Source organism: Pacificimonas flava (assembly GCF_000342165.1).
GTDB classification, from domain to species: domain Bacteria; phylum Pseudomonadota; class Alphaproteobacteria; order Sphingomonadales; family Sphingomonadaceae; genus Pacificimonas; species Pacificimonas flava.
This window is the reverse complement of record NZ_AMRV01000006.1, coordinates 1-15,089: the sequence shown is the minus strand read 5'-3', so window position 1 is coordinate 15,089 and position 15,089 is coordinate 1. Positions and strand designations below refer to the sequence as shown.

Here is a 15,089-nt window from a genome sequence, read left to right as displayed (position 1 = left end):
CTACGAGCCGTCGGCGCTTGGGACCGTTCATGCGATCGACGATCCTGTCGACGGGCGCAATGCTCGCGGCCTGGACCGCGTCGGCCGCGGCGCAGGCACAGGACGTGGCGGCACCGGCATCGCCACCTGCGGCGATGAGCGATGTCATCGTCGTGACGGGTTCGCGTCTGACAAGAACCGATCTCGATGCGCCCAGCCCGATCACCACTGTGGGAGAGCAGGCGCTCGACCTGTCCGGCAATTTCACCATCGAAAATACGCTGAACGAGTTTCCGCAGCTTGCCGGCGGCAACAATAGCAGCGTCAACTCGGGCGGCGGGTCGGGCGTTCTGACGGCCAACCTGCGCGGATTGGGTGCGACCAGAACGCTGGTGCTGGTCAACGGCCGGCGCTTCATTCCCGCCAATGCCGACGGCGTGGTCGACCTTTCGAGCGTACCCGATGCGCTGATCGAGCGCGTGGACATCATCACGGGCGGCGCTTCGGCCGTCTACGGTTCGGACGCAATCGCCGGCGCCGTGAACTTCGTCCTCAAGGAGGATTATGAGGGCTTCGAGGCGAACTACATGTACGGCATCAACGAGGAAGGTGACGGCATTTCGCATAAGGCGGATGTCACCTTCGGCGCCGACCTCAATGAAGGGCGCGGCAATGTCACCATGTCGCTCAGCTATACCACGCAGGACCCGGTATTTCAGGAGGACCGCGACTTCTCCGCGCCGCCGCTCGATACCGTCAATGGAGAGTTGGTTCCTGGCGGTTCCGGCAACGTACCAGGAACGCGCATCGGGCTCAGCGCCGGAACCGTTGCCGGTCTGACCGGCGTTGCCGCGCCGTCCGGAGACTGCAGTTCCATCACCGGCATCTATTTCGGGGAGGGCGGGCAGCCGACGACCTATTGCACGCCGCAGGACGCGTTCGACTATGCCGAGGGCAACTACCTCCTCCGGCCGCTCGAACGCACGCAGATCACCGCGCTCGGGCACTACGACGTGACCGACAATGTGACGGCCTATGCGGAGGGGTATTTCATGACCAACCGCAACGAATATCAGCAAGCGTCTTCGGCGTTTTCGCCCGTCACGCCGTCAATCGCCGGCGGCAACACACTGCTGCTTCCGAATTATGCCACCAATCCGGTTCTTAGCGACCCTGTGCGTGATTTCTTCGTCTCGAATGCGAACATCTTCGATCCCGATGGCGACGGAGATGCCGAGATCGTCGGGGCCGGTCGCCGCGCGAACGAACTCGGACCGCGCAATTATGCCTTCGAACGCACTTCCTACGATCTGACCGGCGGTTTCCGCGGAGACTTCGACGTGATGGACCGCAATTGGCGCTGGGACGCGTTCTTCCAGTATCAGCGCACGCGCACCGACCAGCTTCAGACGGGGCAGATATCCTCCGCCCGGCTGTCGCAGGCGCTCAATGCGACGACGGATGCAGACGGGAATATCGTCTGTGTCGATCCATCGCGTGGCTGTGTTCCGGTCAGTATCTTCGGCTTCGACAGCATCACACCGGAGGCCGGCGCCTTTATCTCGCCGGACCGCGCAGACTTCCAGATCTTCGACAGGATGACGGCAGGCGCGTCCATCAGCGGTGAACTGTTCGACCTTCCCGCCGGTCCGGTGGCGATCGCGCTGGGCACGGAATATCGCAAGGATGACTATGAGTTTACGCCAAGCCCGCAGGATGCGGCTGGGGAATATGGCAACAGTTCGCAAAGTGCGACGAGCGGCGACTTCGACGTCCGCGAAATCTTTGGCGAGGTTCGCGTGCCGATCCTCGATTCCCTACCCTGGGCGGATACACTAGCCCTGGAGGGCGCAGCGCGCCTCTCCGACTATTCGACGATCGGTAGCGTCTTCACATGGAAGCTCGGCGGCGAATATGCGCCGACCTACTGGCTGCGCTTCCGCGGGGCCTATAACCAAGCCATACGTGCGCCGAACCTGAATGAACTCTATGCGCCGGTCAGTTTCTCCTACACGGGCGGGAACGACCCCTGCGCCGCTGCGGAGAATCCGACGGACGCGCAGAAGCAGTTCTGCGTGGCGCAAGGCGTCCCTGCCAGCGATATCGACAATTTCGCACAGGGCACCGTGGGCTATACGGTCCGGACCGGCGGCAATCCCAATCTGGAGGAGGAGACATCCTCCACCTATACGATCGGCGCGGTCATCCAACCGGACTTCGTCGCCTCCGGTCTCAACATCGCCATCGACTATTTCAATGTCGAGGTCGACGACGTCATCGCCACTATCAACGGCGACCAGACCCTGCGCGACTGTTTCCGCCGTCTCGATGCCAGCGCAGCGACGTGTCAGGCGGTCAACCGGCTGTCGAACGGACAGATCGATTTCATCGAGACGAACCTCCTCAATCTTGGTGCGCTGAAGGTGAACGGCCTTGATGCGCAGGTCGATTACGCGCTCGATCTACCCGCCGCTGTGGAGATAAGCGGACCGGCCACGCTGGGGCTGCAGGTCGTCGGCAGCTGGCTGTTCGAACGGTCGCTCGCCATCCTGGACGGCGAAGAACCGCTCGACTGCGCAGGCATCATGGGCGGTGGCTGCGGCGGAGGCACAGGGGCGATCCTGATCCCGGACTTCAAGCTGAACATCAGCGCGAACTATGCGTCCGGGCCCCTCAGCTTTCGTGCGCAGGCCCGGATGATCGACGGCTTCGACCTCAATCCGGACGTGTCCGCGGCGGTCGAAGACATTCCGGCCGAATGGTATGTCGATCTGTTCGCCAAGTACGGAATTCTGGAGAATCTCGAGATTTTCGGCGGCATCAACAATCTGACCGACAATAAACCGACCGTGCTCGGCACCGCGCTTGCCGGCGACGCGAACGTGGATGTCGGTCTCTACGACGTTCTCGGTCGCCGGTACGTCATGGGTGCACGGCTGCACTTCTAAAGTCTCCCCGGTGCCGGGCGGTCCATCCGGGCCGTCCGGCTATCCAAAGCCAGATTTCTATTCGGAGCAGGTGTTTGCAATGCACATGATGAGCCGTCTCTTCTCGCGCTTCCCGCGCGCTATCTTCCTCGCAGGCGCCGCGCTCGCGGTGCTCACCCTCGATCCCGCTCAGGGGCTTCATGCCCAGGAAAATGGCGCGGTGGCCGACAGGGTGCCGAACCGTACCCAGGGTGGCGGGCCGTACAACCGGCTGATCCTTCGCAATGCCACGATGATCGACGGAACAGGCGCGCCGGCGCAGGGACCGGTTGATATCGTCATTTCAGGAGACCGGATCGCCGAAATTCGCAGCATCGGCGCACCGATGGCGGTCGACGAAACGCTGCGAGCGGAGCCTGGCGATTATGAGATTGACCTGACGGGAAAATATGTTCTGCCCGGCTTCGTTGACGCGCACGTTCATCTGCACTCGCTGAACGATCCCCAGGGCGTGCCGTCGGAATATATCCTGAAGCTGTGGATGGCGAACGGCGTCACGTCGGTTCGGGAGGTCGGTTCGAACCGGCCGATGGAATGGTCGCTCGACGTCAAGCGCCGCAGTGCCGCCAATGAGATCGTGGCGCCGCGTTTCGACGTCTATCCCTTCTTTCAGGATATCCGCGGCGCCATGCCGAACACCGTGGAGGATGCCCGCGCGGCGATACGCGAGGCGAAGCAGCGCGGGGCGGACGGCATTAAGTTCATCGGCGGACCCGAGGACGTTCTGAAGGCGGCGATCGACGAGGCCAACAAGATCGGCCTTCACACCACCATGCATCATGCGCAGCCCAGCGTCGCCTATGCCGACGTCCTGGACACATCCGCAATCGGCCTGGAATCGATGGAGCACTGGTACGGCCTTCCCGAGGCTATGTTCGTGGACAAGCAGCTCCAGCGTTGGCCGAACGATTATGTGAACGAGAACGAGCAGGCCCGCTTTGCGGAAGCCGGCCGTCTTTGGAAACAGGCCGCGCCGCCGGGTTCGGACAAGTGGAACGAGGTGATGGATACCTTGCTGGAACGTGAGTTCGTTCTGGACCCCACCTTCACAGCCTATCTGACCGGGCGCGATTTCATGCGCATGAGCCGCGCGCAGTGGCACGAGGATTACACGCTTCCTGCGCTGTGGGACTATTACCGCCCCAGCCGCGTCCATCACGGATCCTACTGGTTTGACTGGACCACGGAGGACGAGATGGACTGGAAGGAAAACTACCGGCTGTGGATGCAGTTCGTGAACGAATACAAGAACCGGGGCGGACTGGTGTCGGTCGGCAGCGATTCCGGTTACATCTATAATCTGTACGGCTTCGGATATGTGCAGGAGATGGAGCTGCTTCGCGAAGCGGGCTTCACTCCGTTAGAGGTCATGCATGCGGCCACGCAGGTCGGAGCGAAGGTCCTCGGCCACGACGATGAGGTCGGCACGATCCGCGTCGGACGCAAGGCCGATCTTGCGATTGTCGACGGCAACCCGCTTCAAAATATGAAGCGTCTGTTCGGAACGGGGACCCTGGTCCTGAATGACGAGACGGGCGAAACGGAACGCGTCGGCGGCATCGACTATACGGTCAAGGACGGCATCGTTTACGACGCCAAGGCCCTGCGAGCGGAAATTCGCCAGATGGTTGCGGATGCGAAGGCGGAGCGCGGCATGGCGGAGGGCGTCATGCCCATCGTGACCGTCGACCGCACGCGATAGCGAGGGGCGGCAGCCTCTGAGCGCGCCTGGATCAGCGTCACAGCTGCGGCAGGCGCGCTCAGTCCCCTTCCAATCGGCCGACCGGCGATCAATCGGTGTAATCGTTCTCATTGATTGAGGTTTGTCGTTTCTGCTTTTCGCCTGCTTCCCGTACTTTCCTGTCATTAGACATCCATAAGGGAGGCTTCGACATGAATATGGAGACGCAGGGCGACATGAGCGGATGCCCGATGAGCAGCAAGGAGGCTCGCTCTCTGCTTGGCCGCACCAACCGAGACTGGTGGCCCAATCAGCTTTCTCTCGACATTCTTCACCAGGGCGGCGTTTCGCCCGATCCGATGGGTGAGGACTTCGACTACGTCGAGGCCTTCAAATCTCTCGACTATGAGGCGGTGAAGCGCGACCTCCATGCCCTGATGACGGACAGCCAGCCCTGGTGGCCGGCCGATTACGGCCATTACGGGCCGTTTTTCATCCGCATGGCGTGGCACAGCGCCGGAACATATCGCACCGGGGATGGCCGCGGCGGCGCCTCGTCCGGAAACCAGCGCTTCGCGCCGCTGAACAGCTGGCCGGACAATGCGAACCTCGACAAGGCGCGGCGTCTGCTGTGGCCGATCAAGCAGAAATATGGCCGCAAGCTGAGCTGGGCAGACCTTTTGATCCTGACCGGCAATGTCGCCATTGAATCCATGGGCGGTCCCGTCTTCGGTTTCGGCGGCGGACGGCGGGACATCTTCGAACCCGAAAAGGACGTTTATTGGGGAACGGAGGAAGAATGGGTCGGCCATGAAGAAAGCCAGACCCGCATCCAGCCGGAGAGGGAAATGGTTCTGGAGAACCCGCTCGCGGCGATCCAGATGGGTCTGATCTACGTCAATCCGGAGGGACCCGGCGGCAATCCGGACCCGATGCAGTCCGGCCGTGACATTCGTGAAACCTTTGCGCGAATGGGCATGAACGACGAGGAAACCGTCGCACTGACGGCCGGCGGTCACACCTTCGGCAAGTGTCACGGGGCGGGCGACGCCAACAAGGTCGGCGCTGAACCGGAAGGCGCGGACATCGCGCAGATGGGTCTCGGTTGGCAGTCAGGTCACGAGAGCGGCGTGGGTGATCACACGATCACCAGCGGTCTCGAAGGGGCCTGGACGCCGGCGCCCACGACCTGGGACATGGGCTATTTCGATATGCTGCTGGACCATGAATACGAACTCGTCCGCAGCCCGGCGGGGGCCCAGCAATGGCAGCCTGTCGGCAATCCGGAGGATACCCAGGCTCCCAAGGCGCATTCGCCGGACGTCAGAGTGCCCACGATGATGACGACGGCCGATATGGCGATGAAGGTCGACCCGGAATATCGAAAGATCATGCAGGCGTTTAGCGACGACCCGGATCGCTTCGCGGACGCATTCGCGCGCGCATGGTTCAAGCTGTGTCACCGCGACATGGGTCCGAAGGTTCGTTATCTCGGCCCGGACGTGCCCAAGGAGGATTTGATCTGGCAGGACCCGCTGCCGGAGGCGGATTACGCGGCGATCAATGCCAGCGATGTCTCTGCCCTGAAAGATACGCTGCTGAACAGCGGGCTCAGCATCTCCCAGTTGATCAAGACAGCCTGGGCGTCCGCATCGACCTACCGGGCTTCCGATCATCGGGGCGGCGCCAACGGCGCCCGGCTGAGACTGGCGCCGCAAAAAGATTGGGCCGTCAACGAGCCGGCGGAACTGTCCAAGGTTCTGGCGAAGCTGGAAGCGATCAAGTCGGACTTCGACAACGGCGCATCCGGCGGGAAGGCGGTGAGCATGGCCGACCTGATCGTGCTGGGCGGAACCGCGGCGGTGGAAAAGGCCGCCCGAGATGCCGGTCACGAGATCGAGGTGCCATTTTCCCCCGGGCGTGTCGATGCCACGCAGGAACAGACCGATCCCGGCAATTTCGAGCCGATGGAGCCGCAGGCGGACGGGTTCCGCAATTATCTGTCCACCCGGATGAGCGTGCCGACCGAGGAACTGCTGGTCGACCGCGCCCAGCTCATGAACCTCAGCGCGCCGGAAATGACGGTGCTGGTCGGCGGCCTCCGCGTGCTCGATGCGAACCATGGAGAGAGCCGGCACGGCGTCTTCACCGACCGACCGGGCCAGCTCACGAACGATTTCTTCGTCAACCTCCTCGATATGAAGACCGCCTGGAAAGTGGTCGACGAAAGGGGAGATGAAGAGTTCACGGGAACGGACCGGGAAACCGATGAGGAACTGTGGACTGCGTCGCGTACGGACCTGGTATTCGGCTCCAATTCCCAGCTTCGGGCGATTGCGGAGGTCTATGCGTCCGAGGATGCGAAGGAGAAGTTCGTGAAGGACTTTGTCGCTGCCTGGACGAAGGTCATGAACGCGGATCGCTTCGATCTGGAATATGCCTGATCGGTAGCCGGGTGCCGGGCAGAGGCTCGCCGTAAGCTGGCGAGACCTCTGCCCGGCTCTCATACGGAGACGTCCTGCTCATCTTGTCCTTGCAGGGATGCAGAGGCGCTTGACGGCTGGTTTCAACGCCGTGAAGAGCCCTGCTGATGTCGTCGGGCCTACCGCCCGCTGCCCATTGCGGTCTGGGGGTGCCGAGTGGCGATCCTGACAAGTTGTCCATGGGGGAAGGCGCCCCTGCGCAGGAAAGCCGCGCTTGATGAGTAGCGGGCTGGAAGCCGTGTTCATTGCGGAGCGGCCCGCGTTGCTGCGTTTTCTGTCCGCGCGCGGCGCGGGCGATGATGCTGAAGACATCCTGCAGGAATTGTGGGTTCGCCTGCGGGGCCGCGTCGGCGGACCGGTTGCGGATCCGCGATCCTATCTGTTTCGGGCGGCTAACAACCTGATGCTGGACCGCGCCCGTTCGGAGCGGCAGAGGCGGGGACGCGAACGCGAATGGGCGCGGCCGGATGGGGAGAACGATCCCGAACGGGCCGCGGAGGCGACCAGCGAGGAGGTCCTCTTGTCCCGCGAGGCGCTTGGCGAAGCGGAGCGCGAACTGGATGCCTTGGGCGAGCGGACAGCGCGAATCTTCCTGCGATATCGATTGCAGGGCCATGCGCAGCGGCTGATTGCCGAAACCGAGGGGATCAGTCTGAGCGCCGTGGAGAAGCATCTTCAGAAGGCCTATCGCGCAATGATCGACCTGCGGAGGCGATCCGATGCGGATTGAGGGTGGCCAGTCCGTCTTCCCGATATGGAGATGCATATGACATCCGAACGCCTGCGGGCAGAAACGGAGGCGATCGACTGGGTCATCCGCCTGCGCGACCCTGACTTTCGCGACTGGGACGGCTTTACGTCCTGGCTGGAGGCCAGCCCAATTCACGCGGGCATTTATGATGAGGTGGCTGCAGCCGATCAGGATGTCGGAAACATCCTTAAGTCGCGGTCTGACGAAGTGCCGGCGAACGACGACAGCGCTGCGCCAAGCCCTGTACGCCGCGCTGTCCTTGGCTGGTCGGCGGCTGCGGCGGTGGCGGCGGTCATCGGCAGCTATGCACTGATGCCGGGACAAGCTGCGCTGGAAATGGTGACCGTTGCCGCGGGCGAGCACCGTTCGGTGGTGCTTTCTGACGGCAGCTCCATCGCGCTGAACGGCGGAACTCGGCTTTACTATGACCGGGATGGGCGCTTTGCGCGGTTGGATCATGGCGAAGCCCTGTTCGCTGTTGTTCACAACGAAGAAAATCCCTTTATCGTCGAGGCCGCCGGGCGGCAGCTCGTGGATGCCGGAACTGCGTTCAACGTCATCGCATCGGACGGCGACCTGGATGTTGCCGTATCGGAAGGGGAAGTGGTGGTGGAACCGCAAAGCGAAGCGATCGCGCTGACGGCAGGCGAAGCCGTTCACATTGCCGGCGGTACCGCCATCCGGCGACCGATCGTGCCAGGTGACGTTGCAAGTTGGCGGCAGGGGCGTCTGGTTTATGCCGATACGCCGCTGCGCTTCGTCGCGAGTGACTTGGCGCGCAATCTGGGTGTCGATATTGAGGTAGCGGCGAATGCAGCCGATAGCCGCTTCACCGGTACGATCCAGTTGGGCGCCGAGCCGCAAATTCTGTTGCCGGTGGTCGGACGGTTGGTCGGGGGCGAAGCGCAGCAAGCGGACGGTGTCTGGACGATAATGAAGGATTGATGTGCGAAGGCGGCTAGCAGCGCTTGCGTGCGCGACCATGCTGGCGAGCACCGGGTCCGCCGCAGCTGCCGAAAGGACGATTGACCTTCCGGCTGGAGATCTCGGCGCGGCCGTACGTGCGTTGTCGCAGCAGATCGGCCTCAGCGTGGGCGTCGAAAGCTCTGCCCTGACGCGGTTGCAGACGCCGCCGCTTCGCGGCCGCATGAACGCGAATGAGGCGTTCTCGGCGCTGCTGTCGGGTCTCCCGGTACGGGCCGTTCCCGTCGGAGACGGCGCTTGGCGTATCGTTTCGGCACCGGCGCAGACGCGGCCGCGAAAGGTCGCCGCCCGGTCATTGACGCCGCGGCGACCGCCCCCTCCGCAGCCGATCGTGGTCACCGCGTCGAAGCGGGACCTGACCCTGACGGACTTTGCGGGATCGGTGACCGTGCTGGATGCGAACGGGACGGGCGTGACCTTGCCCGCTCTTGGAACGGCAGACATCGTTCGTCGCCTCGCCACATTGAATTCCACGCATGGCGGCCCGGGACGCAATAAGCTTTTCATCCGCGGTATCGCCGACTCCAGCTTTCTGGGGCCCACGCAGGCCACCGTGGGGCAGTATCTGGGTGATACCAGGCTGAACTATAACGCGCCCGACCCCGATTTGCGGTTATATGATGTGGGGCGCGTGGAGGTATTGGAGGGCCCGCAGGGCACGCTTTACGGCGCCGGTTCGCTCGGCGGCGTGCTGCGCGCGGTGCCGAACGCGCCAGAGCTGGACCGGCTGTCCGGCTCAGTTTCGGCCGGTGGAGCCGTCACGGCCCATGGCGATCCCAGTGCAGATTTTTCCGGTATGCTCGACGTGCCGCTGGTGGAAAGCCAGGCGGGCCTTCGCGTCGTTGGCTATGGCGGCGTCGATGGAGGCTATATTGACGACACGCTGCGAGGACTGGACGATGTCAATCGCGTCACAACCTATGGCGGGCGGGCGGCGCTCCGTATCCTGCCGGCGGAAAACTGGACGCTCGATATCGGCGCGGCCGTGCAGACCGTCGATGCCAGGGACAGTCAGTTTGCGGATCGGGACGCGCCGCCGCTGACGCGAGCCAGCGCCATTGCGCAAGGCTATTCCAGCGACTTCCTGCTCGCGGATCTGAAACTGTCGGGCGAGTGGGACGATATCCGTTTCGTATCCTCCACGGGCGTCGTGCGCCAGGACCGGGATGAAACGTTCGATGCCACGCCCCTGGACGGAACGCCAACCGCCTTTTCCCAGAACAGTGAAGTGCTGCTGGTGTCGACGGAAAACCGCATCGCGCGGGATTTGGCGCAGGGCTATGGGTTGCTCGTAGGCGCAAGTCTGCTGCATAACGAGGTCAGCACAGAGCGGGACTTCGGGCCAGCTCGTACGATGGTCGCCTCCACCGGCCTCGACAGCAAGGTCGACGAAGCGACCCTCTTCGGTGAAGCGTCCTTTGAACTTGCGAAACGGATCGTCGTGACCGCGGGCGGGCGGGTAAGCTATACGTGGTTGTCGGGCGGGGGCGTCGATGTCCCGGCGCAGCTTTCGAGCCTGTCGACCTCGGCGAGCCGCGGGGAAACGGCGTTTCTGCCCTCACTCTCCGCTCTCTACCGCGCCAGCGATGGCATGGAGTTTTTCGTTCGGTATCAGCAGGGGTTCCGCCCCGGCGGATTGGCCGTTCGGGACGCGTTCGTCCAGCGCTTCCGCAACGACCGGGTGGAAACGATAGAGGCGGGATTGCGGCTGCGCAGGCAGGCGTTCGATCTTGCCGCCACCATAGCCCATACCGACTGGAACGATATTCAGGCGGACATCGTCGACATGAACGGGTTTCCGGCGACCGCGAATATCGGCGACGGCCGTATCGAAAGTTTCGACCTGAAGGCGAACTGGCGCCCCGTAGACGGGCTGACGCTGGGCGGGAGCCTGTTCGTGAACGACAGCAAGGTAACGGAACCCGTACAGGATTTCGTCTTTGCGAAGGCGGTTGCGGCGCAAAACGATCTTCCGAATGTTCCTGGCTTCGGCGTTCAGGGGAGTGCGCGTTACCGCGCTTCGTTCAATGGCGGCTGGCAGTTCGAGACCGGCGCGCAGGGCCGCTATGTCGGCACATCCCGCCTGGGCGTGCGGCCGCTTTTCGATGCCCCGCAAGGCGATTATGCGGAAGTCGACCTGGACATGCGGATCGGACGGGGAGGGCGGGGCGTCTCACTGACCGTCTTCAATCTGTTCGACGTGGCTGGAAACCGCTTTTCCGTCGGCACGCCGTTCACGCTGGGCGCCCGCCCGCAAATCACTCCGCTTCGCCCCCGCACGATCCGCATCGGCTTCGACGCGGAATTTTAGGCGCCGCCAACCTCCGCCAGACAGAATAGCGATCTCAGATGCGGGTTCGCGAATGCGGCTTCGTCTCCGGTGCAAAGGGCGCGCGGATCGCGGCGTCCGGTCACATATAAAGGGACGTGTTTTTCGTATGCGGAAACTGCTTTGCTGCACCTGCCTGACCCCCATCCTTGCCGCTGCCATGCCGGCTTCCGGATTTGCGCAGACGGTGATCGATGAGGAAACAACCACGCCAGTTCGGACATCCACGGCGAACGGTGGCACCGCCGACGACATTCTAATCGACGAAGAGGGCTCGATCATGCCGGAGGGCGGCGTCGCCGTGACCGTCGACAGCGACAACGACGTCACGAACGAGGGTGAAATCGGGATCAGCGACGCAGACGACGCGACCGGAATCCTCGTCGAAGCAGGTCGCAGCGGGACGATTACGAACGACGGCACGATCACGCTGGATGAAGATTACGAACCCGAGGACGAGGATGACGATGGCGATATCGACGGCCCGTTCGCCGAGGGCGAACGTCGGTTCGGCATTCGTCTGGGCGAGGGCGGCGCTTATACAGGTTCGATCGTAAACGGCGGTGCGGTGGAGATTGCCGGCAATCGCTCGGCCGGTATCGCCCTCGACAGCGACCTGAATGGGGATCTCGTCCACAGCGGGAGCATCGAAGTCGTCGGCGACGACAGTTACGGGATTCGTACGCAGAATGTCAGCGGCGACATGACCGTCAGCGGCAGCGTGACCGCACGCGGGGAGAATGTGGTCGGTGTCGCCGTGGACGGTGATATTGGCGGAGCGCTGATATTTCAGAACAGCGTCGCCGTCACCGGCTACCGCTCGACAACGGCCCCGTCCGATACGGAAGACCTGGACGAGGATGATCTTCTTCAGGGGGGCAGCGCGATTCGGATCACGGGCAATGTCGATGGCGGCATTCTGTTCGACATCGCTCCGGCCGATAATGACGAGGAAGAGGACGAGGACGAGAACGAGGACGAGGACGAGGACGAGAACGACGAGGATGATGACGGCGTTCCCGACAATGCGGAGGGCGACGCGGATATCATCGCCTATGGTGAAGCCCCCGCCGTTTCTGTGGGATCTAGCGATGATATCCAGATCGGCGCAGTGAGCGGTGACGAAAGCGGGCATGGCCTCTCCGTCCGCGGCCGTATCCGCGGCGTCGGCGTCTATGAGGATGTGGACGCCGCAGCCCTGGTTCTCGGCGGGCAGGGCGGTGCCGTCGATGTCGCCGGCGGCATAGGAATCTCCGGCACCGTTTCCGCGACGTCGGATGGCGGCAACGCCGTAGCTCTTCGCCTGGCCGAGGGAGCGAGCACGCCTGAACTCGTCAATTCCGGCAGCATTCGCGCAGGCGGTGGCAATGCGGAGGGTACGGCCGCCGAAGCGGTCGCTATCGAAAGCGGTGCGTCCCTGAGCGAGATTCGTAACAGCGGCGCAATCGAGGCCGTGACGGCAGAAGAGGGGACCGCTTATGCGATCGTCGATCGGTCCGGCACCGTGGGCCTCGTTGTCAACGATCGCACGATCACGGCTCGCGGGGGTGAGGATGGTCGCAACATCGCCATTGATCTCAGCGCGAACGCTGGCGGTGCGATCATTCGGCAGAGCGCGGCGGAGGAGGGTGGCCCGGATCGAACGATTCAGGGCGACATCCGCCTGGGTGGCGGTGCCGATCTGCTGGAGGTGCTGGGTGGCACCGTTTCGGGCGACGTCGTTCTGGCAGAAGGTGACGATCGCATATCTCTTGGCGGCGACGCGTTGCTTCGCGGCAGTACGGATTTCGGTGCTGGCGACGATGCGCTGGCAATGACAGGCGCGTCGCAGTTCGCCGGCGATGTGAATTTCGGCACGGGCGCGTCCACCCTGTCGCTGAGCGGGGAGTCGATCTTTCGCGGCGCGATCACCCATGATGGCAGCCTGGCCGTCGACGTGGCCGGCGGAACGCTGGAACTGACGAATTCGGGCGCGGTGTCTCTTGCATCCTTGAACGTCGGGGCCGAGGGCACGATTGGCGTCACGGTCGATCCGGAGGCGGAAAGCAACACGCTGTACGACGTGGCAGGCACCGCGACGTTCGAGGAGGGGGCCGCACTGTCGGTCCGGTTGACGCAGGCGGCCTCGTCAGAAGGCGAATTCGTCGTGGTGCGTGCCGATTCGCTTGTCGGCGCCGACACGTTGGAGGGGAGCGCAGGCAACCTTCCCTTCCTGTTCAACAGTCGTATCTCCGTGGATGAAGAGGCTGGGGAGGTGAGCCTAAGCCTCGCCCGAAAGACCGCTGAGGCGCTCGGCCTCAACGGATCACAGACGCGGGCCTATGATGCGGTGTTCGAGGCGCTCGACAATGATGCGGATGTTGCCGGCGCTTTCCTCAACATCACGGACGGCGAGGCCTTTCGTGAGACGCTGCGGCAGATGCTGCCCGATCATGCCGGCGGTTCGTTCGAGGCGGTCAGCCTGGCCTCTCGCCAGATGGCCCGGATCCTGACCGACCCCGATGCTCCCTATGTTGATCGGGGTCGCTGGGGCTATTGGCTGCAACAGGGCGCATGGGGCACCTCCTCGGATTTCGCCGACACGGCAGCCTATGACATCAGCGGCTGGGGCGCCAGCGGCGGGGCGGAGCTGAATACCGAAACGGCCGGCAGCATCGGACTTTCCATCGCCTATCTCAGCAGCGAGATCGACGATGACGGCACGGCGAACGAGGTCATCGCCGATCAGTATGAGGGCGCGGTGCACTGGCGCGGGACATGGGACGGTTTCCTTGGCTACGCACGCGCCTCGCTTGGCTACATCACCTATGACAGCGAGCGGCGCTTCTCCGGAATTTTCGACGGCGAGGAGGTGACGCGCATCGCGAATGGCGAACGGGACGCGTGGCTCTATTCCGCATCGGGCGGGGCCAGCTACGAAGTGTCGCTCGGCCGTTTGCGGCTGCGGCCCATCGGAACGCTCGACTATTACCGCCTGAAGGAAGACGGATACACCGACACGGGCGGCGGCGATGCCTTCAACCTGGACGTCGATTCGCGCACCAGCGATGAACTGGCGGCAACCGGACGTCTGGTTGCGGCGCTCACCTTCGGGGGAGAGAATCGAATGGCTGGCTGGGGGCGCGTCGAGGCGGAGGGCGGCAGACGGGAAATCCTGTCCGGTTCGCTCGGCGCCACGACCGCGCGCTTCACGAACGGGGAGGATTTCACCCTGATCGCCGATGAACGTACCGACGGCTGGGTGTTCGGCCTCAGGGCGCTGGGCGGCAACGACGTCTTCACGCTCGGCGGTGAGGTGAATGCCGAGGAGCAGCAGGGACGGTACGCCGTCGCGGGCCGGCTTTCGTTACGAATGGGCTTCTAACCAGGTCCATTCGGATGGCGGATTCGTTCCTGTCCCCCCCTCTCCGGGCGAATCCGCCATTTTCCTCCCTCGACTCCGCAAGCCCACGGTCGGGACTGGCCTTGAAACGCTGCCGGCGGCCACCATTTCAATGGAAAGCGGCGGCCGGTAAGGCTCGGAACATAAAGGAGAGTCCGAAGCTTTCGTGCTTCGCTGTAACATTTTTGTTCAGATAGGTGTTGACGGTTTTGTGATGGTGGCCATATAAGCCGCTCAACGCTGACGGAGCGGACGCCGCTTCGCCAGACCCCATCAGTTGTTTGACCGGATATCCGGCCTTATGGTTCGGGTGGGGACGTTATCGCTCTTTCTCATTGTCGTAGATGAAGAAGGGACATGTGGGCGGCGGCCTGCGGTCCGGCAGCTCAAGGTGCCGTGTACCGTGGTAATGTTAAGTCGTTCACCTGTCCTTACACACCATTTGTAATGTGCAGGAATTGAACGGCTCCTTGAACGGATGTTTGGTTCGGGTTTCACCGGTTTTCGGTGGGG

General features: G+C 63.1%; 7 protein-coding genes. All 7 read left to right on the top strand.

The window, feature by feature from the left end:
* Nucleotides 1-29: 29 nt before the first annotated feature.
* The 7 genes from C725_RS09415 (at nucleotide 30) to C725_RS09385 (ending at nucleotide 14,558) form a co-directional block, all read left to right on the top strand.
* Nucleotides 30-2,927: a TonB-dependent receptor plug domain-containing protein gene (locus tag C725_RS09415; protein ID WP_008602341.1), complete on the top strand. Its 2,898-nt coding sequence runs from the start codon at nucleotides 30-32 to the stop codon at nucleotides 2,925-2,927.
* An 85-nt stretch (nucleotides 2,928-3,012) separates the two neighbouring features.
* A complete protein-coding gene (locus C725_RS09410; protein WP_149864629.1) occupies nucleotides 3,013-4,668 on the top strand; it encodes an amidohydrolase family protein in 1,656 nt (551 codons plus the stop codon).
* 191 nt (nucleotides 4,669-4,859) lie between these two features.
* Nucleotides 4,860-7,091 carry a catalase/peroxidase HPI gene (katG, locus tag C725_RS09405; RefSeq protein WP_008602337.1) on the top strand — a complete coding sequence of 744 codons (2,232 nt, stop codon included), beginning with the start codon at nucleotides 4,860-4,862 and terminating at the stop codon, nucleotides 7,089-7,091.
* A 256-nt stretch (nucleotides 7,092-7,347) separates the two neighbouring features.
* Nucleotides 7,348-7,860: an RNA polymerase sigma factor gene (locus tag C725_RS09400; protein WP_038282747.1), complete on the top strand. Its 513-nt coding sequence runs from the start codon at nucleotides 7,348-7,350 to the stop codon at nucleotides 7,858-7,860.
* 36 nt (nucleotides 7,861-7,896) lie between these two features.
* The gene (locus C725_RS09395; RefSeq protein ID WP_008602332.1) at nucleotides 7,897-8,826 is read left to right on the top strand and encodes a FecR family protein; all 930 of its coding nucleotides are present in this window, start codon (nucleotides 7,897-7,899) and stop codon (nucleotides 8,824-8,826) included.
* A 1-nt stretch (nucleotide 8,827) separates the two neighbouring features.
* Nucleotides 8,828-11,176 carry a TonB-dependent receptor gene (locus C725_RS09390; protein ID WP_008602330.1) on the top strand — a complete coding sequence of 783 codons (2,349 nt, stop codon included), beginning with the start codon at nucleotides 8,828-8,830 and terminating at the stop codon, nucleotides 11,174-11,176.
* A 127-nt stretch (nucleotides 11,177-11,303) separates the two neighbouring features.
* Complete coding sequence (locus C725_RS09385; RefSeq protein ID WP_008602328.1) at nucleotides 11,304-14,558, top strand: autotransporter outer membrane beta-barrel domain-containing protein; 3,255 nt, start codon at nucleotides 11,304-11,306, stop codon at nucleotides 14,556-14,558.
* Nucleotides 14,559-15,089 lie beyond the last annotated feature (531 nt).

Excerpts from the sequence above, each read along its gene's own strand:
- C725_RS09415 (WP_008602341.1), top strand. The coding sequence starts at position 30 with ATGCGATCGACGATCCTGTCGACGGGCGCAATGCTCGCGGCCTGGACC.
- C725_RS09410 (WP_149864629.1), top strand. The coding sequence starts at position 3,013 with ATGATGAGCCGTCTCTTCTCGCGCTTCCCGCGCGCTATCTTCCTCGCA.
- katG (WP_008602337.1), top strand. The coding sequence starts at position 4,860 with ATGAATATGGAGACGCAGGGCGACATGAGCGGATGCCCGATGAGCAGC.
- C725_RS09400 (WP_038282747.1), top strand. The coding sequence starts at position 7,348 with ATGAGTAGCGGGCTGGAAGCCGTGTTCATTGCGGAGCGGCCCGCGTTG.
- C725_RS09395 (WP_008602332.1), top strand. The coding sequence starts at position 7,897 with ATGACATCCGAACGCCTGCGGGCAGAAACGGAGGCGATCGACTGGGTC.
- C725_RS09385 (WP_008602328.1), top strand. The coding sequence starts at position 11,304 with ATGCGGAAACTGCTTTGCTGCACCTGCCTGACCCCCATCCTTGCCGCT.